Consider the following 23,907-nt stretch of genomic DNA (forward strand, 5'->3'; position numbering starts at 1 on the left):
CGGTTACGCTCCAGCCCCCCGGTGGGTAAGCCTCCGGGGGGCTGGATCTGCGCTGTGCTGCCCTGGTCAGGCTATCTGTGCTGTAAGCCCTGTCGCCTGAATGGCCTTGGATGCCGCCGACTCATCATTGTCGGAGCTGTCGCCGCTGATGCCGACGGCGCCCTGGAGCGCGCCGTCGCCGCCGCGGACGAGTACTCCACCGGGGACCGGGATGAGGCGTCCGCCGATGGCAGCAGCTGCAGCGGCAATGAAGTAGGCCTGGTCCTCAGCTCGTTCCATGAGGGCGCGTGAGCCCATACCGAGGGCCAGGGCCCCGTATGCCTTGCCGTGGGCGATTTCAAAGCGGTTGTTCGAGGCACCGTCCTGCCGGGCGGCGGCGATAACGTGCCCTCCAGCATCGAGTACGACGACGGTCAGCGGCTTAAACCCTTGCTGCTGTGCCGCCGCGAGGGCCTCGGCAATGATGGACTGGGCGGTGTCGAGGTTCAGGCTCATGATGCGCTCCTGGCAAGGTCGGTGGTGTGCTTCTGCGCTTCGCGGCGCCGGTGGAGGATTGGTTCGGTGTAGCCGGAGGGTTGGGCAGCACCATTGAGCACCAGCTCCCGGGCAGCCAGGAAGGCCTCGGTGTCGAATGACGGCGATATCGGCAGGTACTCCGGATCACCGGCATTCTGTGCGTCCACCACCTCGGCCATGCGCCGCAGCGAGTCTTCCACTTGCTCCTGGGTGATGATGCCGTGAAGGAGCCAGTTGGAGATGTGCTGGGAGCTGATCCGGCAAGTGGCGCGGTCCTCCATCAGCGCGGTGCCGTGGATGTCGGGGACCTTGGAGCAGCCGATGCCGGCGTTGACCCAGCGTGCGACGTAGCCAAGGGTGCTCTGGATGTTGTTGTCCAGTTCGGTGCGCCGGTCGTCGGCGTCCCAGTCTTCGGAATGTCCCAAGGGGATGGTGAGCAGCTGCCGCAGCGTGGAGCGGCGTGCGTGGCCAAGCTGTGCCTGCTGGGCATCCACGTCGACCTGGTGGTAGTGGATGGCGTGCAGTGTCGCCGCGGTCGGGGATGGGACCCAGGCACAGTCGGCACCCGCAAGGGGATGGGCGATCTTCTGCTCCAGCATCTCCGCCAGGTTGTCGGGCGCGGCCCACATGCCCTTGCCGATCTGGGCCCGGCCGGCGAAACCGCACTCGAGTCCGATGTCCACGTTCGCGTCTTCGTACGCTTTGATCCAGCTGGTGGAGCGCATGTCGGCCTTGCGGACCATTGGCCCGGCGAACATCGAAGTGTGGATCTCATCTCCGGTGCGGTCGAGGAATCCGGTGTTGATGAATGCAACCCGGTCCCGCGCCTCCCAAATGCAGGCCTTGAGGTTCGCGGACGTGCGGCGCTCTTCATCCATGATCCCGATCTTGAGGGTGAGCGGTTCCAGGCCCAGGACGGTTTCCACACCGGCGAGCAGGGCGCACGCCACAGCTACCTCATGGGGCCCGTGCATCTTGGGCTTGACGACATAGGCCGACCCGGTCCGGGAGTTGTTCCCCGCGTGGGGCCCACGCAGGTCATGCACCGAGCCAAGGCCGGTGAAGAGAGCGTCAAGGATCTCCTCCGGCACCGGCTTGCCGGCCGCGTCGAGGACGGCGTCACTGGTCATGAGATGGCCGACCTGGCGGATAAGCAACAACGAGCGCCCGGGCAGGGTGAGCTCCGATCCGTCCGGAGCCGTGTAGAGGCGGTCGGGGTTGAGCCGGCGCGGGAAGGTCTTGCCGCCCTTCTCGACGTCCGCCGTCAACGTTCCCTGCATGAGCTGGAGCCAGTTCCGGTAGCCTGCCACCTTGTCCTCGGCATCCACCGCCGCCACCGAGTCCTCGAGGTCCATGATCGTGGTGACAGCCGACTCCAGCACGATGTCCTTCACTCCCGCCGGGTCGCCCGCTCCAATGGGATGGTTCCGGTCGATCTGGATCTCAAGGTGCAGCCCGTGGTGCACAACCAGCACGGCATCCGGTTCCGGCGCCGTTCCGCGGAAGCCTGCGAACTGGGAAGGCTCGGCCAGTCCCGTCCTTCCGTGGGCGGTCTCGGCAACCAGGGCGCCATCGACGACGTGATACGCGGTAACGTCCGCGTGCGACCCTTCGGCCAGGGGGGTGTTCTCATCAAGGAACTGCCGGCCGCGGGCGACGACGGCAGCACCGCGGACGGGGTTGTAGCCTTCGCTGCGTTCACGCCCTTCTGCCTCATCGATGACATCTGTGCCGTAGAGCGCGTCATACAGGGAACCCCAACGGGCGTTGGCCGCATTGGTGGCGAAGCGTGCGTTCAACAGGGGCACCACGAGCTGGGGACCGGAAACTCTGGCGATCTCCGGGTCGACCCCACCGGTGGTAATGCTGAAGCCCCCCGGTTCCTCGACCAGGTAGCCGATCGAACGGAGGAACGCCTCGTACGCCTCGGGATCGATCGGTCCTGCATGGGAGCGGTGGACCTCGTCGATCTGATCCTGCAGCCGGTTACGGGTTTCCAGCAATTCCCGCACCTGCGGGGAGAACTTCTCGATCACCGACGCTGCCCCCGCCCAGAAGGCCTCCTGCTCGATCCCGGTGCCGGGAAGTGCCTCATCCCGGACGAAGGCATAAAGGCCTTCGGCGACACTGAGTCCGTTTGTCTTCACGTGAGACGACATGCTTCTTGCTCCTAATAAAGGGGTTCGGTGGTGTGGAAACTTGTGTGTTTGACCAAGAGTGGTCCTGGAACCCGGGTCAAATGGCTTTGCCGGGGTTGAGGATTCCACCCGGGTCAATGACGTCTTTGATCGCCTGCTGAAGGGAGCGGGACGTTTCGCCGATTTCCTCGCCAACCCATTCCCGTTTCAGCAGTCCTACGCCGTGTTCGCCGGTAAGGGTGCCGCCAAGGCGCTGGGCGAGGTGGAACATGTCCCCGAGCGCGGCCTTCGCAGGACCCTCCGTGATCGGCTCGTGCGGGTCGACGACGAGCATAGGGTGCAGGTTGCCGTCAGCTGCATGGGCCACGCTGAATATCCGGACACCCGTCCGGGACGCGATGTCTTCCAGTCCGGCGAAAGCCTCAGCGAGCCGGTTCCGAGGCACGGCAATGTCGCCAATCGAGACGCGCCCGAGCTTTTCCAGGGCCGGGATCGCGTCGCGCCTTGCCTTGACCAGGGCTTCGGCCTCAGCGGCATCGGCGGCACGGTGGACCGAGGTGGCGTATGGACTGATGGCCTGGGCGATCTCGTCGAGTTCGAGGTGGGCGCCGTAGCCGTCTGTCTGGGCAAGGAGGAAGGCCCCGCCGAGCTCGCGGTGCCCGGTGCCCTCAGCCTGGTCGACGGCCTCAAGGGTGGGACCGTCCATCAGTTCCAGGATCGAGGGCTGGATCCGTGCAGCAGTGATCGCGGAGGCGGCACGGCCCGCGGCCTCGATATTGGGGAAGTAGGCTGCGAGCGTCTCCGTCCGTACGGGCTTCGGCCGCAGTCGAAGGGTGGCCTCAACGACCACGCCCAGGGTCCCCTCCGAACCGATGAAGAGCGCGTTGAGGTCATAGCCGGTGACGCCCTTAATCGTCTTCCTGCCGGTGCGCAGGATGCGCCCGTCTGCTAGGACGATGGCCAGCCCGAGCACTGATTCGCGGGTGACACCGTACTTCGCGCACCACATGCCGCCCGCGTTGGTGGCAATGTTTCCCCCGATCGAGCATATTGCGGTGCTCGCGGGATCGGGAGCGTAAAAGAGTCCATGCTGGGATGCGGCGGCGTTGACCTCAGCGTTGAGCACTCCGGGTTCGACGACGGCGATCATCTCCACGGGATCGATGGCCAAAATGCGGTTCATCCGGGAGACATCGAGCACGATCTCGCCCGCACGGGCGCTGGCCCCGGCGGCTAGACCGGTGCCCGCTCCGCGCGGGACGACGGGGACGTGCTGGGCTTGGGCAAGCCGCAGCAAGTCGACGACGTCGTCAACGCTTTGGGCGACCACAACCCCGTCCGGGATGGTGGCGGGAACGTAGCCGGAGCGGTCTGTGGCGGCAGCTTTACGGGCATCGGCGTCCGTAGTGGCCCGCGGATGTGCTGCCAGGACGGCAGCGGTCGGCGAGGGGGTGGGCGCCGCGGGCGGCGCGGCGGTCGAGGCTGTGTGAACGGTCATGATCGGGCCTTTCGGTCGTTATGCGCGGGATTGGATGCTGCCGTGGGTGTGCTCACGGCACCATCCACGCGAGGACGTTGGTCTGGAGCAGGACGAGGACAGTGAGCAGTGCGAGCAGGCCGATGCTCCAGCCCAGGAGTCGGCGGAACAGCGTGCTTTCCAGCCCTTCGATCCCGACGGCGGCCGCGGCCACGGCCAGGTTCTGGAGCGAAAGCATCTTGCCCAGGACGCCGGCGGAGGAGTTGGTGGCGGCCATCAGTACCGGTGAAAGGCCGGCATGCGAGGCTGCGGTCACCTGGAGTTGGCCGAAAAGCGAGTTCGACGAGGTGTCCGAGCCTGTGAGGGCAACGCCGATCCAGCCCAGGACCGGAGAGAGCAGGGCGAAGATCCCGCCGGCGGAGGCGAGGGCCACGCCGAGGGTTCCGGTCTCACCCGAGAGGTTCATGACGAACGAAAGGGCCAGCACGGAGCATACGGTCAGGATGGTCCACCGGAGCATTGCCAGGGTCTTGACATAGATCCTCACGCCCGCGCCGAAGCGGATGCGGTACAGGGCGAGCGTGATGAGTCCGGAGATGAGCAGCAGTGTCCCGGTGGCCTTGAGATGGTCGAAACGCATGATTTGCGATGAGGCCGGTTTGCCGTTAGGCCCGACAACGTCGAGCCAGGGCCAGCTGAACGAGAACCCGCCTGCGGCGGTCAGCCACGCCTTGATGGCCGGTATCTGCGAGATGGAGAAGACGGCGATGATCACGAGGTAGGGTGCGATGGCCATCCAAATCTCCCGGGGCGCCGGACGCGTGGAAGCATCTGGTTTCCCGTTGGCCCCAGGGCCCGGGTTGGTGGACAGTCCCGCTCCGGTGGCCGTTGCGCCGCTGGCCGCTGCTCCACCCGCGTTCAGTCCGGTGTAGGTCTGGTTGCCCGTCATTACGGACTCGTGTTCATGGGCCACGGGTGTATCAGCGCCATCACCGGTCATGGTCTCCGCGGGCTTCCAGATCCTGAGCAGAAGCAGGACAGCTGCGATGGCGACAATGCCTGCGAGAACGTCGGTGAGTTCAACAGTGAAGAAGTTCGATGTGAGGAACTGGACGATGGCGAACACCGTGCCGCCAACAACTGCAGCCGGCCATGTCTGGCGTACGCCGCGCCGCCCATCCACTAAAAACACCAGCAGGAGCGGGACAATGAGGGCCAGGAACGGTGTCTGCCGCCCCGCCATTGAAGCGAGGGTTCCGAGCGGAATGCCAGTGACGCCGCTAAGGGCGATGACAGGCGACCCCATGGCGCCAAAGGCAACGGGGGCGGTGTTGGCCAATAGCGAGACCGCCGCAGACTTGAGGGGCTTCATGCCGGCTGCCATAAGCATGCCGGAGGTGATCGCCACCGGTGCGCCGAACCCGGCAAGGGCTTCGAGGAGAGCCCCGAAACAGAACGCGATAAGGATCGTCAGTATGCGCAGGTCGCCCGAGACGGACCGGATTGTTGCTCCCAGCACCTCGAACCATCGGGTTTCCGTAGTCAGCCTGTAGATCCAAAGGGCATTGATCAGGATCCAGAGGATGGGGAAGAACCCATAAAAGGCACCCTCGGCAGTCGCGCTTAGGGCCTGGCCCACGGGCATCCGCCATACGACCACAGCCAACACGATGGAAAGGGCCAGGCTGGCTATAGCTGCCTTCCAGGCTTTGGTTCTGAAGACACCGAGAAGGATGAACAGCAGGATGAGGGGAAGGGCCGCGAGCACCGCTGCAAGCGCGAGCGAACCTAGAGGATCGACAATTTGGTGGAACGTTGTCACGAGAGACTCCTTTGTCCGAGACAACAAACGGAAAGTGTTTCCCAGCTTCGACAAATTTCGGAAGAGAATTCTCACTAAACGGAAATTTGTTTGATGCCGAGAATAGTAGGCGCTGGACCCGGCGGGGTCAATGGTCCGTCCACAGTGGTCCGTCCACAGGGCCTGGTCAGTCCGTAGCCTCTCCGCGGTGGAACGGGATGTGCCTTTACGGCCGCGACCACGGAGTGCCGAGTGAAAGCGATCGGGGGGCATGGACTGCGGGCGTCGCTGCCATGTCCGCCGCCGGCATCCTTCGGCCTGCGGGTGCACAATCGTCGCAAAGCGCAAGTGAGTCGGCGACGCAGGGAAGTCGAGCCAATCAAGCCCCTCCGAGGCCGGAAGGATTGCATGCTCACGGCGGTCTACGCTTCCTTCCTCTCAACGGGCTGAAAGCCGCGGAGACAGTCCCGCGAAGCCTGGAACTGGAAGCCCGGGCCGCTCGGGCCATTTAGTCAGGCTGTTTGCGCAGTGCTGCCCAGGCCTGGAAGCCGCCGATGAGGTCGGTCGCGCGGCTCAATCCCAGCCGTTGCAGGGTGTGTGCAGCGAGGCTGGAACTGTAGCCCTCATTGCAGACGACCACGATCCGCCGTTCGGGGTCGTCTGCAATCGGGAGCCGGTGCGGGCTTGACGGATCGAGCCGCCACTCGAGAACGTTCCGGTCAATGACGACCGCTCCTGGAAGATCACCATCGCGCTCCCGCTGATCGACCGGCCGTGTGTCAACAACAAGGGCGCCCGCTGCCATCTCCCGCTCAAGATCCGCGGGATCAACGCGCTGGAGCCCGACGCGGCTTTCAAGTAATAGTTCGTTGATAGTAAGAGTCCCGGGGGAATCGCTTAGGCCTGGACTCCGTTGGCGGATCGCACCGCCGCCTTCGGGAGTATCACTCTGCTTCACCGTTTTCCTCGCTTTGCCTGCCGCTCGCTCGGTCGTTTCACCATGAAGAGTAACGATGGGGCGGTTCTGGTCGTCAATCCCAAGGGTATGGAGGAATCAGCCAACACGCGTCAACAACGCAATATGTGCTGTTCCCACGCCTGTGACGATCCTCCTGTAGCCGTCATGTTGGCCGCGGGGAACCTTGCCCCTCCAATCATGGAGCCATGGATCCGGTCCCGGTGCGTGCTTTCGGCCCGGGAAGGGGAGTGTTGCTGTGCCTGGAGCGCCCGTGCTGGAGCTGCGGGGCACAGTGGATGAGGGGGAAGTGACTGAAGGCCTGTGGAGTGTTGCCCAGCTGCCTGCCGGCTTTGGGGTCCCATTCCTCGCTGAGCAGGCCCACGTCGTTTGCGGAGCGTGAGGACACCCGGGGGTGGTCATGGGGCAGGAATCCCACCCGGGGAATCAACAGGAGGCTGGCGTCCAGCTCTGTGCTCCCGTAAGACCGAACGAAGGTGTTCCGCTCGCTGGCGAACCCGTGGGTCATAACGTCTTTGTGGATCGTATCGCCCAGTGTGGACCAGCGGGCCTCAGGTCCGGGCAGGCCGGATTGCTGGATTCCTTTGACCATGCGGCCGGCTGCTACCCCGGCCATGACCCTGGAGTGGGTGTTGTTCCGGCGGGCCCGCCGCACGGCTGAGAGACAGTTTGTCCAGGACTTCGCCTCACACGTCCAACTGTAGCTGGGGCGCGGCCACGTTCCCTGTCCTAACGGGCCTGGGGCCTTCAAACCCCGCGGGCCAGGGCAGCTCCGTTTCGGGGAGGCGGAGGGTCTCGTCGATCGCGTACATGATCTGTAGCTTTGAGGGGTCCCGGGCCGCGGCGCGCACGTTCATTCCGCTGTCCTGTCCGATCTTGATCCTTACCCGGGGAATCCGCTGGTCAACGACCCAGCCCTCCAGCTGGTGTTCCGAGTAGGTGGTGTGAGGTCACGGACTCCGTGCAGCATATGGACTAAGTCACCGCGTCATATCAACGAGCCATGCATGGGCGGCGTTCGGTGCGGTGCAGTGTCGCCGGCCGTGCCGGGGAGTCCAGTTCTGCCTCCACTCCGGCACTGGGAAAGGGACACCCGAAAAACCCGTGGCGGTTAAAGGCTTGGGACAGTGCGTTGAAAATTGCCACGGGCTGATCCCGCGGATAGGCAACCTCCTGGGCTCCCGCCTGCAACTGTGCAAGCCATGGAATCTCGGCGGGGACAGCGCTCGGCGGTGCGGAACTCACAATGGAATGTCGAAGATTCGACAGGCCGGTACGCGGCCGCTTGTGTCGCTCCCGCCATGGTCTGGGATATGCTCCAGAAATGGCATCGCGAAGTTTTCTTCAATGGCCGGTCGTCCGTCAGCTGAGCACGGGCGACCTGCTGGGCCGTGGCCCGGCAGTTACGTCGGCCAAGACCAAGGCGATAACGCCCCGTACTGCCACTGCCGACCGCGTTGTGCAGAGTGTGTGCCCGTATTGCGCGGTTGGTTGTGGACAGCGTGTCTACGTCAAGGATGAGAAGGTAGTCCAGATCGAGGGCGATCCGGATTCACCCATTTCCCGCGGCCGGCTCTGCCCCAAAGGCTCCGCCAGCGAGCAACTGGTTAACTCGCCGGGCCGGCAAACAAAGGTGCTTTACCGTGCGCCGCGTTCCACGGAGTGGGAGCACCTGGACCTGGCCACGGCCGTGGACATGGTGGCGGACCGGTTCATCGAGACACGCCGCAGGACGTGGCAGCAGGAAGACGAACAGGGCCGGCTGCTGCGCCGTACCATGGGTATCGCCTCGCTGGGCGGGGCAACCCTGGACAACGAAGAAAACTACTTGATCAAGAAGCTCTTCACGGCTGCGGGGGCGGTGCAGACCGAGAACCAGGCCCGCATATGACACTCCGCCACGGTTCCCAGTTTGGGAGCCTCGTTTGGACGCGGTGGTGCAACGCAATCACTGCAGGACATGGCCAATGCCGACTGCATCATCATTCAGGGTTCCAACATGGCCGAGTGCCACCCTGTCGGGTATCAGTGGGTAGCCGAGGCTAAGGCCCGTGGAGCGAAGGTCATCCACATCGACCCCCGGTTCACGCGTACCTCTGCTGTCTCGGATAAGCACATTCCCATTCGTGCCGGCTCTGACGTTGTGCTTCTGGGCGCCCTCATCAACTACGTGATTACCAACGACCTCTGGTTTAAGGAGTACGTCGGCGCGTACACCAACGCGGCCACCCTGGTCCATGACGATTATCGCGACGCCGAAGACCTGGGCGGCCTGTTTTCCGGTTTCGACCCGGAAAAAGGCGCTTACGACTCGTCGTCGTGGTCGTATGCAGAAGAAGAGGGCGGCACGATCGGCGAGCCTTCGGGCCCGGAACACGGTGCCGATGCTGGGGCTCGGGCTGCCGGCGACCTGTTCGGCAGCGGCGGTCCGGCCCTGGAGCACGCAGAAGTGCAACGTGATGACACCCTCCAGGACCCCCGGACTGTGTTCCAGATCGTCAAACGGCATTACGCCCGCTACACGCCGGAGATGGTCGAGAACATGTGCGGCATCAAGGCCGCGGACTTTGAATATCTGGCCCGTGCCATTACGGAAAATTCCGGACGCGAGCGGACAACCTGCTTTGCTTACGCCGTCGGCTGGACGCAGCACTCGCTGGGAGCGCAGTTCATACGGGCCGCCGCCATCCTGCAGCTCCTGCTTGGAAATGTGGGCCGCCCGGGCAGCGGGATCATGGCCCTGCGCGGCCATGCCAGCATCCAGGGCTCCACGGACATTCCGACGCTCTTCAACCTGTTGCCCGGGTACCTGCCCATGCCCAGCGCCGGCCGCCATGACACGCTGCAGGAATATCTGGACGCCAACGCGTCGAAGCAGCAAAAGGGCTTCTGGGCGGATGCCGACGCCTATACCATCAGCCTGCTGAAGGCCTGGTGGGGCGACGCCGCAACCGCGGAAAACAACTGGGCCTTCGACTACCTCCCGAGGCTGACCGGAGCGCACGGCACCTACGAGACGGTGATGAGCATGCTCAGGGACGAAGTGGAGGGGTACTTCCTGCTCGGGCAAAACCCGGCAGTCGGCTCGGCCCACGGCCGGATGCAACGGCTTGGCATGTCGCACCTGAAGTGGCTGGTGGTCCGCGACCTGAACATGATCGAGTCGGCCACGTGGTGGAAGGACGGCCCGGAGATCGAATCCGGGGAGCTGCGCACGGAGGACATCGAGACCGAGGTGTTCTTCCTGCCGGCAGCAACCCACGTGGAGAAGGCCGGATCGTTCACGCAGACCCAGCGGCTGCTGCAGTGGCGGCACCAGGCGGTGGCGCCGCCCGGGGAGTGCCAAAGCGAACTGCAGTTCTTCTACGAACTGGGCCAGCGGATCCGCGCGAAGCTGGCCGGTTCCGACGACGACCGGGACCGTCCGCTGCTGGACCTGACGTGGGACTATCCCACGGACGAACACGGCGATCCGGATCCAGAAGCGGTGCTTGCCGAGATCAATGGGCGCCACCTGGACGGGCCGGATGCCGGCAAACCGCTCTCCACGTACACCGAGATGCGCGCCGACGGTTCTACGTCCGGGGGCTGCTGGATTTACACCGGGGTGTACGCCGACGGCGTCAACCACGCCGCCAACCGGAAGCCGGGCCGTGAGCAGGGGCCCGCGGCTCCGGAATGGGGCTGGGCCTGGCCCGCCAACCGCCGGATCCTCTACAACAGGGCGTCGGCCGACCCGTCCGGTAAACCGTGGAGTGAGCGGAAGAAATATATCTGGTGGGACGAGGAGCAAAGGCGGTGGGTCGGAGACGACGTGCCCGACTTCCCGGTGGACCTTGCCCCGGGCAGCAAGCCCGACCCCGCGCTCGGTGGTCCGGCCGCACTTAGCGGAGATGACCCGTTCATCATGCAGGCCGACGGCAAGGGCTGGTTGTTCGCGCCAAAGGGGCTGGTGGACGGACCCCTTCCCACCCACTACGAGGCTCAGGAATCGCCGGTGGCCAACGGGCTTTACCCGCAACAGCAGAGTCCGGCGCGGCTGGTGTTCCCCCGCAAGGACAATCTGAGCGCGCCAAGCGCCGGTACCCGTGGCGCGGATGTCTACCCGTTTGTCTTCACCACATACCGGCTCACCGAGCATCACACGGCGGGCGGCATGAGCCGCTGGCTTCCGTACCTGTCGGAGCTGCAGCCGGAGATGTTCTGTGAGGTATCACCAGAACTGGCTGCTGAGCGCGGGCTTGAGCCCTATGGGTGGGCCACGATTATTTCGCCCCGCTCCGCCATCGAGGCGAAGGTGCTGGTTACTGACCGGATGAGGCCGCTGGCGGTTGGCGGGCACACGGTGCACCAGATCGGACTGCCGTACCACTGGGGCGTCGGCAACAATGCGGTCGTCAGCGGTGACGCGGCCAACGACCTCCTGGGTGTGACGCTGGATCCCAATGTCCAGATCCAGGAATCCAAGGTGGCCTCCTGCGATATCCGTCCAGGCCGCAGGCCGCGCGGGGAGGAACTGCTCGCCTTGGTTGCTGAGTACCAGGCTCGGGCCGGAGTGACCATCGAGACCGGTAATCGCGCCATCACCGATCCGGAAGCGGAGGGCATTGCGCCCGGCCCCAGCGGGGACGCCAGCGCCGGTGATGGGCCGCAGACATGAAACTGATCGATACCGACCCGACGTTGGAGAACTAGATGGGCCAGCTGTCCGGACCGACCGACCCCACTGCCGATGCCCACTGGGAGCACAACCATCCGCGCAAGGGGTTCTTCACTGATACCTCGATCTGCATCGGCTGCAAGGCCTGCGAAGTGGCCTGCAAGGAGTGGAACCACAACCCGCAGGACGGCAACCTGGAACTGCTCGGGTCGTCCTACGACAACACCGGGTCCCTGGGCGCCAGCACCTGGCGACATGTCGCATTCATCGAACAGGGCCAGGAACGTATAGCCGAAGCGCGGGAATCAGGGCGGGCCCTGGTCAGCCTGGGCATGCCCCGCATCGGTCCTCCCGCGGCACCGGATCTGGCGGAAGCGGACACCACCCCGCCTGATACAGCCGACTTCCGCTGGCTGATGTCCTCCGACGTCTGCAAGCACTGCACGCACGCCGGATGCCTGGACGTCTGTCCCACCGGAGCGCTCTTCCGCACCGAATTCGGCACCGTGGTGGTCCAGGATGATGTCTGCAACGGCTGCGGAACCTGCGTGGCCGGGTGCCCCTTCGGTGTCATCGAACGCCGGAGCAATGGCACGATCAAGGTCGCCACGAGCAGGGAAGATCAGCACGACAACCATCCCGCCGTTCCCAACGTGGGCATCGCCCAGAAGTGCACGCTGTGCTATGACCGCCTGGTCGACGACCAGACGCCCGCCTGCGCCAAGGCGTGCCCCACGACGTCCATCAAGTTCGGCGACCACGACGACATGGTGGAGACGGCCCGGGAACGGGTGGCCAATCTGCACGCCCAAGGCATGACGGAGGCGAGGCTGTACGGCGCGAACGAAAACGACGGCGTCGGCGGAATCGGATCTGTCTTCCTGCTGCTCGACGAACCGGAGGTGTACGGGCTTCCGCCGGACCCTCGCGTGCCCACGGCGGACCTGCCGCGGATGTACCAGCGGGCCGGCTTGGCCGTAGCGGGCATGGCCGCGGCCGCTGCACTGGCTTTCCTGGGAGGACGCGCGTGACACTCTCAGAATTCGACAGCTTCCGGCCAGCGGAGCCCGCGCGCCGTCGTCGTCCGGATGGCAGTAAACGCGGTACGGGACGCCGCCGGGAGAACGGTGACGGCGGGCGGGAAATGCCCATGGTTCCGGAAGCGGAATTCACCTCGTATTACGGGCGCCCCGTGGTGAAGCCGGCGCCTTGGGGCGATGACGTTGCCATCTACCTCTTCCTTGGCGGAGTGGCAGCTGGGTCGGCCCTCCTGGGCCTCGGCGGGCAGTTGACCGGCCGTCCCACGCTTCGCCGCAATGCCCGGTTGGGCGCCCTGGCAGCAGTGAGTGCCGGTGCCGTTGCCCTGGTAAAGGACCTGGGTCGGCCGGAGCGTTTCCTGCATATGCTGCGGACCTTCAAAGTGACCTCGCCCATGAGCGTGGGGTCATGGATCCTCAGCGCTTTCAGCGCCGGCGCCGGCGTCGCGGCGGTTGCTGAGATCGACCGGATGACTGGGAGCAGGCTTCCGCTGGGTCCGTTGCGGAAGGTGCTGCAGGCTGTGGAGGGACCGGCCGGCGTCGAGGCCGCGGTATTCGCCGGCCCGCTGGCGGCGTACACCGCCGTCCTGCTGGGCGACACCGCCACGCCGACGTGGAACGCTGCGCACGAGGAACTGCCGTTCGTCTTCGTAAGTTCGGCCTGCCTGGCGTCTGCCGGGCTCGCCATGGTGACCACGCCGGTGCGCGAAACAGGTCCTGCCCGGAAGCTCGCCGTGCTCGGCGTCCTGGGTGACGTGGCGGCCATGAAGGTGATGGAATACCGGATGGACCCGATAGCCGCGGAGCCGCTGCACCAGGGCAAGGCGGGCGCCATGCTCAAGTGGAGCGAGCGGCTGGCAGTGGCCGGCGGGCTTGGTACATTGCTGGGCGGCCGCAACCGCGTGGTGGCCGCGGCGTCGGGAGTGGCGTTGCTGGCCGCATCGGCACTGACCCGCTTCGGTGTGTTTGAGGCGGGCCTCGCCTCTGCCAGGGACCCGCGCTACACCATCGAACCGCAAAAGAACCGGCTCGCGGCGCGCCGTGCGGCCGGCGTCACCGACGACGCGATCACCACGGGCAGCTGAGCGGACTGCCGGGGTCAGCGGATCTCGACGCCCTGGCCGCCGGTGGTGTGGCCGATCACGGGGTACCCCGGCAGTTCGCCGACCACCAGCAGGCCGCCGGAGGTCTGGGCGTCGGCCAGTAAAAGCAGATCGTCTTCGGTGATGCCGGACCCTGCGGTGATGTGCGGCCGCACCCAATCGAGGTTCCGGCGGGTCCCGCCGGAGACAAAGCCATCCCGCAAGGCCTCCAGCGCCCCGCCGATCAGCGGTACCGCGTTCCGATCGATTACTGCGCCCACTTGCGAGGCACGGACCATCTTGTACAGATGTCCGAGCAGGCCGAAGCCAGTCACGTCCGTGGCTGCCCGGACACCCGCGGCGACCGCGGCCTCGGCGGCATCGCGGTTGAGGCTCGCCATCGCCTCCACTGCTTCAGCGAATACCTCACCGGTCTGCTTGTGCCGGTTGTTGAGGAGTCCGACGCCGATCGGCTTGGTGAGCGTGATGGGCAGCCCAGGCCGGGCGGCGTCGTTGCGCAGCAGCCGGTCGGGATGCACAACGCCCGTGACGGCCATGCCGTACTTCGGCTCCGGATCGTCAATGGAGTGCCCGCCGAGCACAGGGCATCCGGCCCCGGACGCAACGCTCAGCCCGCCGCGGAGGACTTCGGTCATCAACTCCATCGGCAGGACACCGCGGGGCCAGCCCACAAGGTTGATCGCCGTGACGGGACGGCCACCCATGGCGTAGATGTCCGAGAGGGCGTTGGCGGCGGCAATCCGTCCCCAGTCGAAGGCATCGTTGACGACAGGGGTGAAGAAGTCGGCGGTGGTGAGTACCGCGAGGTCCTCGCGCACCAGGACCGCCGCCGCGTCGTCGCCGCTGTCGAGGCCCACCAGCACCTCCGCACCCGGCTGGCCGATCAGGCCGCGGACGGCGTCCTCGAGCTCGCCGGGTGGGATCTTGCAGGCGCAGCCTCCGCCATGGGCGTAGTCGGTGAGCCGGTGTGCGGCGACGACATCGGCAACGGGTTCCGGGATTGCTGTTAGGGCCTCATTCACCCGCCTAGCGTACCCCCGCAGGCAACCTGCTATATTGAGGCGCGGTGGCGTCCGGGTCCTGGTGGGCCCCCCGGTCTTCAAAACCGGTGCGGCTGAGTATCTCGGCCTGGCGGGTTCGATTCCCGTCCGCCACCGCCAACCACCGGCATGCATTGCCGCGAAATGAGGAGGAGCCGTGGACGACATTGATCCCCGCAGGCTGATCCCTCGCACGAATGACCTGCTGGCACTGCCTGCCGTCCGGGAGGCCAGGACGCGGCTGAGCGAGCGCGTCGTCAACGACCTGGTCCGGCAGTTCCAGGAGCAGGCACGGCGTGGTGAGCTTGGGCCAGGCCAGGTGCAGCCCGCCCTGCTGGCCGCCGTCGCTGAGCGCAAAGCGACAACCCTGCGCCCGGTGCTGAATGCGACCGGCGTCATCGTCCATACCAACCTCGGGCGGGCCCCCCTCTCCGCCGCTGCGGTTGAAGCGCTTGTCACGGCCAGTGGCTACGTTGACGTGGAACTCGACCTGGCTGACGGGAGCCGCTCCCGCCGGGGCGCCGGGACCCGGGCGGCACTGCTCGCCGCCTGTCCTGCTGCTGAGGACGCACTGGTGGTCAACAACGGAGCTGCGGCGCTGGTCCTGGCCACCACAGCCCTGGCCGCCGGCCGGGAGGTGGTGGTGAGCCGCGGTGAACTCGTTGAGATCGGCGCCGGCTTCAGGCTCACCGACCTGATGGAATCGACGGGCGCAAGGCTTCGCGAGGTGGGTACCACCAACCGCACCCACCTGCACGACTACGCCGGAGCCCTCGGACCCGATACAGGCTGCGTCCTCAAGGTCCACCCCAGCAACTTCCGGGTTGACGGATTCACTTCCGCTGTTTCCCTGCAGGAACTGAGTCCGCTGGCTGCGGCCAACGGGATACCACTCGTGGCCGACCTGGGCAGTGGACTCCTGGCGCCGGACCCGTACCTGCCGCAGGAACCCGATGTTGCCACTGCGTTGGCCAGCGGGGCCGACGTCGTGATCGCCAGCGGCGACAAATTGCTGGGCGGACCCCAGGCAGGCCTGCTGCTTGGCCGCAAGGAGGTCATTACGCGGTTGGCCCGCCACCCTCTCGCGCGTGCCGTCCGCGCCGACAAACTAGCCCTCGCGGCCTTGGAAGCGACCGTCGCCGGAGAACCGCCGCCGGTTGTCCAGGCGCTGCACGCCGACGCCGGGCAGTTGCGGCGCCGCACGGAACGGTTGGCCCAGGAACTCGGCGTCCCTGTCGTGGCGCATGACGGAAGGGTGGGCGGCGGCGGTGCCCCCGGTTTTCCCCTGCCTGGGTGGGCGCTCCGGCTCCCCGAAGGACTGGCGCGGCTCCTGCGCACCGGCGATCCGGCCGTCCTGCCGCGCGTCCATGACGGCTCCTGCCTGATCGATCTTCGCTGCGTGCCCCCGACGGACGATGACCGGATACTCGATGCCGTACGCCAAGCGCTGGCGTCCCTCGAGGTCGCGGGCGCAGGCAGGGCTGGCTGAGTCGTGCACGTCGTTGCCACAGCCGGACACGTCGACTCCGGTAAAAGCACCCTGGTTCGCGCCCTTACCGGCATGGAGCCGGACCGCTGGGAGGAAGAACGCCGCCGCGGGCTGACCATTGACTTGGGCTATGCGTGGACCACCCTGCCGTCCGGACAGGATGTTGCATTCGTGGACGTACCGGGGCACGAGCGTTTCCTGGGCAACATGCTTGCCGGAATCGGGCCCGCGCCCGTGGTCTGCTTCGTCGTTGCCGCCGATGAAGGCTGGCAGGCACAGTCAGGCGATCACCGCGACGCCGTCGCTGCGCTGGGCATTGAACACGGCGTCGTGGTCCTCAGCCGCGCCGACCGGGCTTCCGGGCAGCGGATTGCAGACGTGCTTGCCCGGACCCGCACAGAGCTGGCCGGTACTGGGCTTAGGGACGCCCCGGCAGTTGCCGTGTCTGCCATTGACGGGACCGGCCTGGCTGACCTGCGGGCCGTGCTCGACGGCGTCCTGGCCGGCGTGCCCCATCCCGCCACCGATGGGCGGATCCGGTTGTGGGTGGACCGCTCATTCACGATCACCGGTTCCGGAACGGTGGTGACCGGAACACTGGCAGCAGGAACGCTGGCTCAAGGTGACCGGCTGCAACTGCTGGGCCACTTTGATTCCCGGCCCGTCGCGGTCCGTGGCCTGCAGAGCCGCGACACCTCCTACACTGCGGTGGGGCCGGTCAGCCGGGTGGCGTTGAACCTGCGTGACGTATCCGCCACGGACATCCGCCGCGGCGATGCGTTGGTGACTCCCGACGCATGGCCCACCACTAGCGTCGTCGGCATCCACCGCACTACCGGCGTCGCCTACACAGATGTGCCCGAACAACTCATGGTGCACGTTGGCACTGCGTCCGTGCCTGCCCGGCTGCGTCCCTTTGGTGCCGACCACGCCCGGTTGGTCCTCGACAGGCGCCTGCCGCTCGTTCTGGGGGACCGCCTTGTTCTGCGTGACCCGGGTAGCCGCTCCGTGCTGGGCGGTGCACGCATTCTTGATGCCGATCCACCAGCCCTGCTGCGGCGCGGCGACGGTGCCCACTGGGCGGAGCGGCTTGCAGGCATGGACCCGGCCGGAGACGTACTGGGTGAAGTAGCAGCCCGCGGACTGGTGGAGGTACACCATCTGGGCCGGCTCGGGCTCGTGCCGGAGCACGACGCGGAGGCACCATCCGGCGTCAGGGTCTTCGGTGCGTGGTGGGTGCATGCTCCTCTCTTCGATGCATGGCAGCACCGGCTGCGCACCGCAGTCCAGGCCCTGCAGGACGGCGATCCTTTGGCCCCGGGCCTTTCCATGGGGGCGGCCAGGGACCTGCTCGCGTTGCCCGACGAGAAGTTGCTTTCGCACGTCATCGTCGCTGCAGGCCTCGAACAGGATGGCGGCCACGTCCGGCTTCCCGGCAGCCGTGGCACCCTCGGTGCCATCGAGCCGGCAGTGGCCGAGTTGGAGCGCAGGCTTACAGCACGTGCGTTCCATGCCCCGGAAGCCGGTGAGTTGGCCGCGCTGGGCTTGGGCACGCGCGAATTGGCTGCCGCCGAGCGCACCGGGCGGTTGCTGCGGTTGCGCGACGGAGTGGTGCTGCTGCCTACGGCGCCGGCCCTTGCGATGCGCGCCCTCGCCGGCCTGGACCAGCCCTTCACTACGAGCCAGGCACGTCAGGCGCTGGACACCACGCGGCGGATTGCGGTTCCGTTGCTGGAACATCTCGATTCGCGGGGCTGGACCCAGCGCCTGGATGCCGGTCACCGGAAGGTGGTGCGCTGACCCCGGGAGTGGGAAACCTCTCGGGAGATCATGCCGGGCCGGCGGCGTGAACCCGGCGAAGAATGTCATCCACAACTTTCCCCAGGGGAGCGGTGGCATCGATCATGATGCCGCAGGCCGGGATTTCTTCCCGTGTCCGGTAAAGGCGTTCGATCAGTATCCGTTCCGCTGCCCGCCCGCCCCATTCCTCCTGCGGGCGTCCGTCAAGCCGTCGGTTCAGCGTCTCGAGGTCGACCTCGAGAACGAAGACGGCGTCGAACAGATCGATGAACTTCGCGAGATTTCTCGACCCGCCACAAAAAAACGTAAGCGCCTCCCGCTGGTCTGCCACCTCGGCCCGCACCTCGTCAACTCTCCAAAGGTGATGGGCGTGCGCCGCCACTCCGGTAATGCCTGCCACAGGTTCGCCGGTTTCCGGATCACCTTGATAGGCCAGTTCGCGGTCGCCGTTGATGGCGTGATAGCCGCGGCGCCGCAATTCCATGCAGACCGAGGTCTTGCCGGTACCGGAGCCACCTTCGATGAGGTAGTTCTTTCTGCCCATGCCTGATGGTAGCGATACGCCAGGTCCATGTGGCCGGTCCCTGGGCTTGGTGGTTTGATTAGTCAGTGCTCCGTGTAAAACGCTTTGTGGTCTTTAGCCTGTTCGTGGTTTGCGTCAGCACGGCTTTCTCCTTCTGGTTTATCCGGCAGTCCGGCGCGGACTCACGCATGGTCCTTCCAGCTCCGCCGCAGGCGGGGGTGAAGCTCGAAACGGGCCCTCCCGGCCTCACCACCGCCGTGAACGTCACACGAACCCCGGACGCCCAGTGGATTGTGCAGGCTGCCGACCGGACGGGGATCCCTGCCCGGGCGCTGCAGGCCTACGTCGCTGCGGCGGCCGCGGCCAATGCTTCCACCCCGGCGTGCGGAATCGGCTGGAACACGCTGGCGGCTGTCGGTTTGGTCGAATCAGCCCACGGAACCTATGGCGGCGGCAGTCTGAACGCGCAGGGGCAGGCGAGCGGCCCCTTGGTGGGTCCGAGTCTCAACGGCGCTGGATTCGCCGCCATCGCGGACACTGACGGGGGCGCCCTGGACGGCGACGCCGGCTGGGACCACGCCGTGGGCCCCATGCAATTTATACCCTCTACCTGGCGGCTCGTCGGAATGGACGGCAACGGGGATGGATCAGCAGACCCGTTCAACATCGACGACGCCGCCCTGAGTGCGGCAACTTTCTTGTGCTCCCACGGCCGTGACCTCACAAAGGCGCAGGGGTGGACAGACGCCATCTACTCCTACAACCAGTCCGATGCCTATGTCCGCCAGGTGCGGGGCCACGCCAGCGATTACGCCGCGGAAACGGGCACCGCTGGATGATTCCACGGGCCCGCAGCCCCTGGCGGTTGGTGCCGGGAGCTCTGGGTCTCCTGAAAGTGCCCCGGGTTGCCGTCCGTGCCGGTCAGGCCGGCTGCCATGTGGCGGGTAGGGCCTTCAGCCCGTAAATGATGGTGCTTTCCATCCGTTCCAGCTCCGCTCCAGGAGCCACGGAAAGGCCTGGCAATCGGGACAGCAGCGCCTCCAGGGCAATCCTGGCTTCGAGCCGGGCCAGCGGCGCGCCGACGCAAAAATGTATGCCGTGGCCAAAGGCCAGATGCCGGTTGGGGCTGCGGTCGATGTCGAACACAGCCGCCCTCTCGAACTGCTGCCCGTCCCGGTTGGCGGAACCGATCCAGGCCACGAGCGGCGCGCCGGCGGGGATGGGTTGCCCGGCCACAGTGGCCTCCGCTACGGTCACCCGGTACATGGACTGGACCGGCGAGCGAAAGCGCAGCACTTCTTCCAGGGCCTGCGGGATCAAGGCGGGTTCCTTCAGGAGACGTTCGAGGGTGCCGGGCGACTCAGCCAAACAAAGAACGGCGTTGCCGATCAGATTGGTGGTGGTCTCGTTGCCGGCAACGAGCAGCAGGCTGCAGAAACCCAGCAGTTCAGGCACCGTCAGTCTTTGGCCGTCTATCTCAGCGGACAGCAGGCTGCTGATCAGATCTTCGCCGGGCTGGCTCCTGCGCTGGGCGATGAGGGCCAGGAAGTACTCGATCATTTCTGCGGTGGTGGCGTCATCCTTCCCGTTGCCCGGACCGGCCTGCGTCTGGCTCACGATCACGTCTGACCAGTGCTTGAAGCGTTCACGGTCCTCCGCGGGGATACCCATCAGTTCGGAGATCACAATGACCGGCAACGGGTAGGCCAATTCCTTTATCAGGTCTGCACTCCCGGTGGCCTCGATCCCCGCCAGCAGTTCGTCGGTGAGTTCGGCGATGCGCGGAGCCAGGGCGTCAACGGCTTTCGGCGTGAATGCCTGGGTGACCAGGGAGCGCAGCTGCCGGTGTCGTGGAGGATCGGCGGTGATCAGGCTCGAGGCGAACAATTGGCCGGAACCGGACGGGTTCCCGCCGCCCATCCGGGACGAGAACGTTGCGTGCTCGGACAGCACCCGCTGGACATCGTCGTAGCGGAACACGTGCCAGCTCCCCGATTGATCGTCGTGGAAGACGGGGGATGCTGCCCGCATCCGCTCATAGTGCGGAAAAGGGTTGAGGGGATATGCAGCAGACTGGGTGATGTCCACGATGGCCTCCCTGCCCACCTGGCGCTTTGGCCCCCTGCCGCTTACCGGCAGGACGGGCGCCAAAACCAAGTGACTGACGTAGATCCTTGATCCTAACGAAAGCCTGCTTCCGGGTCACTAGTCCCGCCGTCGAACTTCCTGGAGCCTTTGTTTGATTTCCTTGTTTCGCGGCGCCCTCCGGCCAGCCTGGGCCGGCGCTCATGCTTTGCAGCAAACCAGATGGCGGCCAGCATGAGTCCCAGCACGTCAACGAAACCCAGGAGGGATTCCCATGGCATCTGGATGGAGCCCCCGCGCATGTTGCTGTAGACGGATCCGAGGGGAACCAGCAGGGGCCAGATAACGATGAGGTTCCGGGCAACGCCGTAGGCGACCGCGTAGACCCCGCCGGGCCCGAAAGGAAGAGCATCTCCGAGCCTTCATGCCATAGCCGACGTGGTACGCCGCATACAGGGCCGCAGGACGAATGCCTGGCCCAAGTTGGTGCGGCTGATGCCCAACGCCGCAAGGGGCCTGCGCCGGATCCAGCTGTTGTAACCGACCGGACCGAGGACACGCCTTCCCGCTCAGATCCGTTGCCGCCATGGCTCCTCACTTGATGTGCATGCGGCCTGCATGCATCAAGTCTTGCCGCAGCCAAACCCCGTCCATAGGGGCCAACGGCCCAAGTGCGTCTTATGGTCTTGGAGTCTCCTCGGCAGGGTTGGCGTCCGGATGCGCAGCTTCCGGTGTCAATGCTTCTTCCGGCGCGGCTTCGGCTTGCAGCACCGGCGGCATCTGGACCCCGCGGTGGACCGAGAGATCAAGGACGGGGCCGCCGTCGACCGTTCCAAACCTGCAGGTCGGTGCGAATGGCGCGCAGGTGGACTGTTTGTCCACCCCTCGTGGCTTCTGGGCGCGCCGCTGTCTGGCTTCAGCGGCTGACCCCAGCGGCGAGGTAAATAGCGTCAATGACAGCCATATTCGAGAGGCAGTCGGTGCCTTCGGTGGGCAGCTGGGTCCCCGACTCCAAGGCGCGGACGATAGCTTCCAGCTGGTGATCGTAGGTCTCGAGGCCATGCACCGTCCACGTGCGGTCAAGCCCCTTCTTTGAAAGGGTGATGGAGTGGCCCCTGGACGGGAACACCAGGTTGTTGACCAACAGGCTTCCTTCCGCGCCGGTAACTCTGAGCGACGAGTTCAGGTGCTGGGGCCGTTCGACCATTGCCGAAGTGAGGAGGGCTGTTGCTCCCGACGGGAATTGCATGTCGGCGCTGACGCTGAGGTCGGCGCCGAGCGGGTTGAGTGTTGCACTCGCCCGACGCACGGTTGGTTCCTCGCCCATGAACGCACGGACCCAGTGGACTGGGTAGCACCCGAGGTCCATCAGCGACCCGCCGCCCAGTCGGGGGTCATGCCGCAGCGATGCAGGATCAAACGGGTTCGAACTGGAGAAGTCCGCTCGCAGCATCGTGATCTCCCCGAGCGCGCCGGAGGCCTTGACCGCATCGATTTCGCCGCTCAGAGGATGGTACCGGTCGTGGAAGGCTTCGATCAGGCGGTAGCCCGTCGATCGCGCGGCTTCAAGCATTTGCGCGGCTTCGTCCGTATTCATCGCGAATGGTTTTTCACAGAGCACGTGTTTGCGTGCCTCCAGGGCCGCGATTGACCACTTGGCGTGCTCAGAAGGTGGAAGTGCGTTGTAGACCAGGTCGACCTCCGCGTCCTCCAGCAACCCGGAGTAATCACCGTAGGAGCGGTCGATCCCATGGCGCTCCGCGAACTGCTGCGCGGGCTCCGCCCAGCGGGACGCAACGGCCACCACCCGGACGTCTGAGCGTCTGGCGGCCGGCCGAATGATCGCGGCAGGCGCAATACCCGCTGCACCCAAAATTCCTATTCGTAGCACTGCAATTCTCCTTGCCGCTCACCCCCATGATTTTAGTGTCCCGCGGGGCCAGCCTGGCGATGGAGTTCGCCTCCATCGCCAGGCTTTCGGGCAGAATTCCCTTAGGCGCTGACCCTAGCCGCGGCCGGCTCCCACGCCGCTCCTGTGGGGTGCGCCCGTCGCCAGCTCCAGGTCTTGCTGGAGGGCGTAATACTCCGGCTTGGGCTGGAGGTTCTCGTCGTAGATGCTTGCGGCACCTTCTCCCTGGAAGACCCCCGGGACCCACGAGTAGGCATCGCCAAAGCCCCACACCGTGTACGAAATACATTGCTTCACTGCCATGCACGCCTGCAGCGTTTGCGAGTATGCGGCCACCTGCGCCGACTGTTCGGTGGCTGTGACGGGCAGCGTGGTGCGGACATCCACTTCCGTTTCGGCTACATCCAGGCCAAGGTCAGCGAATCTCTGGAGGTTGTTCCTGAGATCCGGGAGCGGGTATCGCGTGTCCAAGTGGGTCTGGAAACCTACCCCGTCAATAGGCACTCCCTGGGCTTGGAGGTTCTTGACGAGCGCGTAGACCGCATTGCTCTTCGGCCCGGTGTATTCAATGTTGTAGTCGTTGTAGAAGAGCTTCGCCTGTGGATCTGCCTGGTGGGCCCAGCGGAACGCATCCGCAATATATCCCGGCCCCAGTTTCTGTAGCCAAATGCTGTTACGGAGGGTTCCATCGTCATTGAAAGCCTCGTTGACTACGTCCCACTGCCAAATTTTGCCCTTGAAATGGGTTACCTCGTCGGTGACGTGCTTACGGAGGATCTCCCTCAGCTGGTCAGGGCTCATGCTTGGCGCACTGGCTGTGAGCCAATCGGGAAGCTGGCTGTGCCAGACCAGCGTGTGTCCACGGACCAGCTGGTGGTTCGCCTCCGCGAATGCCACCAGCCGGTCTGCGGCCGCCCAGTCGTAGGTGCCCTGGGCCGGTTCAACCAGCTGCCATTTCATGACGTTCTCCGGCGTGACAGTGGAAAATTGTCCGGCAGTGATGTCGGCGTAGGCGGCATTGCTTCCCAGTTGGTCCGTGTTAACGGCCGTGCCAATCCGCAACCCGATGTTTGCCCCGAGTGCGCGGAGTGAATCCCGTTGTTGGGACGAGCCGCCGCCCTCTGCAGGCCCTGGTGCAGCCATGGCAGCGGCTGGGGTGGCAAGAAGAGCGCACAAGCCCAGCGCGCCGACGAGAAGGGAACGTTGAATAACCACTGAATACTCCTTGGTTTGAAGTCTGACTGCACGCGGATGGACTATCCGGAGTCAGGAAATACAGGAACGGCTGCTTTCGGCGGGCTGTGGCCCATATGTGGGTCGTAACTCCTATAGGTCCTCGTTTCTTTCGGGCCG

Annotated in this window: 16 protein-coding genes, 1 tRNA gene and 1 pseudogene; 7 read left to right on the forward strand and 11 right to left on the reverse strand. The window is 65.6% G+C overall.

What is annotated here, in order from left to right; translation table 11 throughout:
- Window positions 1-66 precede the first annotated feature (66 nt).
- The 6 genes and pseudogenes from IEW19_RS04140 to IEW19_RS04165 form a co-directional block, all read right to left on the reverse strand.
- A complete protein-coding gene (locus IEW19_RS04140; protein WP_188570431.1) occupies window positions 67-495 on the reverse strand; it encodes a GlcG/HbpS family heme-binding protein in 429 nt (142 codons plus the stop codon).
- Window positions 492-2,675 (reverse strand): malate synthase G, encoded by a 2,184-nt coding sequence (locus tag IEW19_RS04145; protein ID WP_188570432.1) that lies wholly within the window; start codon window positions 2,673-2,675, stop codon window positions 492-494. The genes IEW19_RS04140 and IEW19_RS04145 overlap by 4 nt, the downstream gene beginning before the upstream one ends.
- A 76-nt stretch (window positions 2,676-2,751) precedes the next feature.
- Complete coding sequence (locus IEW19_RS04150; protein ID WP_188570433.1) at window positions 2,752-4,152, reverse strand: FAD-binding oxidoreductase; 1,401 nt, start codon at window positions 4,150-4,152, stop codon at window positions 2,752-2,754.
- 52 nt (window positions 4,153-4,204) lie between these two features.
- The gene (locus IEW19_RS04155; RefSeq protein ID WP_229748326.1) at window positions 4,205-5,953 is read right to left on the reverse strand and encodes an L-lactate permease; all 1,749 of its coding nucleotides are present in this window, start codon (window positions 5,951-5,953) and stop codon (window positions 4,205-4,207) included.
- A 487-nt stretch (window positions 5,954-6,440) separates the two neighbouring features.
- On the reverse strand, window positions 6,441-6,890 hold the full coding sequence (locus IEW19_RS04160; RefSeq protein WP_229748327.1) for a rhodanese-like domain-containing protein: 450 nt from the start codon (window positions 6,888-6,890) through the stop codon (window positions 6,441-6,443).
- A 196-nt stretch (window positions 6,891-7,086) separates the two neighbouring features.
- Window positions 7,087-7,759: pseudogene (locus IEW19_RS04165) on the reverse strand (glycoside hydrolase family 15 protein); the annotation flags it as partial.
- 473 nt (window positions 7,760-8,232) lie between these two features.
- On the opposite strand from IEW19_RS04165, the gene fdh reads away from it, so the two are divergent.
- Genes fdh through nrfD form a run of 3 tightly spaced genes read left to right on the forward strand, consistent with a single transcriptional unit; the run spans window position 8,233 to window position 13,690 of the window.
- Window positions 8,233-11,568: a formate dehydrogenase gene (gene fdh, locus IEW19_RS04175; RefSeq protein WP_229748328.1), complete on the forward strand. Its 3,336-nt coding sequence runs from the start codon at window positions 8,233-8,235 to the stop codon at window positions 11,566-11,568.
- A 35-nt stretch (window positions 11,569-11,603) separates the two neighbouring features.
- Complete coding sequence (locus IEW19_RS04180; protein WP_188570437.1) at window positions 11,604-12,599, forward strand: 4Fe-4S dicluster domain-containing protein; 996 nt, start codon at window positions 11,604-11,606, stop codon at window positions 12,597-12,599.
- On the forward strand, window positions 12,596-13,690 hold the full coding sequence (gene nrfD / locus IEW19_RS04185; protein ID WP_188570438.1) for an NrfD/PsrC family molybdoenzyme membrane anchor subunit: 1,095 nt from the start codon (window positions 12,596-12,598) through the stop codon (window positions 13,688-13,690). The genes IEW19_RS04180 and nrfD overlap by 4 nt, the downstream gene beginning before the upstream one ends.
- A 14-nt stretch (window positions 13,691-13,704) precedes the next feature.
- Here the strand turns inward: nrfD and selD are convergent, their stop codons facing one another.
- Window positions 13,705-14,709, reverse strand: coding sequence for a selenide, water dikinase SelD (selD, locus tag IEW19_RS04190; protein ID WP_188570719.1), 1,005 nt, complete (start codon window positions 14,707-14,709; stop codon window positions 13,705-13,707).
- A gap of 64 nt (window positions 14,710-14,773) precedes the next feature.
- Here selD and IEW19_RS04195 point away from each other — a divergent pair.
- The 3 genes from IEW19_RS04195 to selB all read left to right on the forward strand — a co-directional run bounded on the left by IEW19_RS04195 (window position 14,774) and on the right by selB (window position 18,037).
- Window positions 14,774-14,868: transfer RNA gene (locus IEW19_RS04195), tRNA-Sec, on the forward strand.
- A 37-nt stretch (window positions 14,869-14,905) separates the two neighbouring features.
- Window positions 14,906-16,237 (forward strand): L-seryl-tRNA(Sec) selenium transferase, encoded by a 1,332-nt coding sequence (selA, locus tag IEW19_RS04200; protein WP_188570439.1) that lies wholly within the window; start codon window positions 14,906-14,908, stop codon window positions 16,235-16,237.
- A gap of 3 nt (window positions 16,238-16,240) precedes the next feature.
- Window positions 16,241-18,037, forward strand: coding sequence for a selenocysteine-specific translation elongation factor (selB, locus tag IEW19_RS04205; protein WP_188570440.1), 1,797 nt, complete (start codon window positions 16,241-16,243; stop codon window positions 18,035-18,037).
- Window positions 18,038-18,065: 28 nt separating this feature from the next.
- On the opposite strand, the gene IEW19_RS04210 is transcribed toward selB, so the two are convergent.
- Entirely contained in the window at window positions 18,066-18,581 is a 516-nt protein-coding gene (locus IEW19_RS04210; RefSeq protein ID WP_188570441.1) for a nucleoside kinase, read from the reverse strand.
- Window positions 18,582-18,646: 65 nt separating this feature from the next.
- Here IEW19_RS04210 and IEW19_RS04215 point away from each other — a divergent pair, with 65 nt between their 5' ends.
- Window positions 18,647-19,399, forward strand: coding sequence for a lytic transglycosylase domain-containing protein (locus tag IEW19_RS04215; RefSeq protein ID WP_188570442.1), 753 nt, complete (start codon window positions 18,647-18,649; stop codon window positions 19,397-19,399).
- 82 nt (window positions 19,400-19,481) lie between these two features.
- Here IEW19_RS04215 and IEW19_RS04220 read toward each other — a convergent pair whose 3' ends face one another.
- The 3 genes from IEW19_RS04220 to IEW19_RS04230 form a co-directional block, all read right to left on the reverse strand.
- Window positions 19,482-20,648, reverse strand: a complete 1,167-nt coding sequence (locus tag IEW19_RS04220) for a cytochrome P450 (protein ID WP_229748330.1) — start codon at window positions 20,646-20,648, stop codon at window positions 19,482-19,484.
- A gap of 913 nt (window positions 20,649-21,561) precedes the next feature.
- Complete coding sequence (locus tag IEW19_RS04225; protein WP_188570443.1) at window positions 21,562-22,536, reverse strand: Gfo/Idh/MocA family protein; 975 nt, start codon at window positions 22,534-22,536, stop codon at window positions 21,562-21,564.
- A 114-nt stretch (window positions 22,537-22,650) separates the two neighbouring features.
- The gene (locus IEW19_RS04230; protein WP_229748332.1) at window positions 22,651-23,769 is read right to left on the reverse strand and encodes an endo-1,4-beta-xylanase; all 1,119 of its coding nucleotides are present in this window, start codon (window positions 23,767-23,769) and stop codon (window positions 22,651-22,653) included.
- Between the last annotated feature and the right edge of the window lie 138 nt (window positions 23,770-23,907).

Source organism: Arthrobacter liuii (assembly GCF_014639275.1).
In the GTDB taxonomy this organism is placed as follows: Bacteria; Actinomycetota; Actinomycetes; order Actinomycetales; family Micrococcaceae; genus Arthrobacter; species Arthrobacter liuii.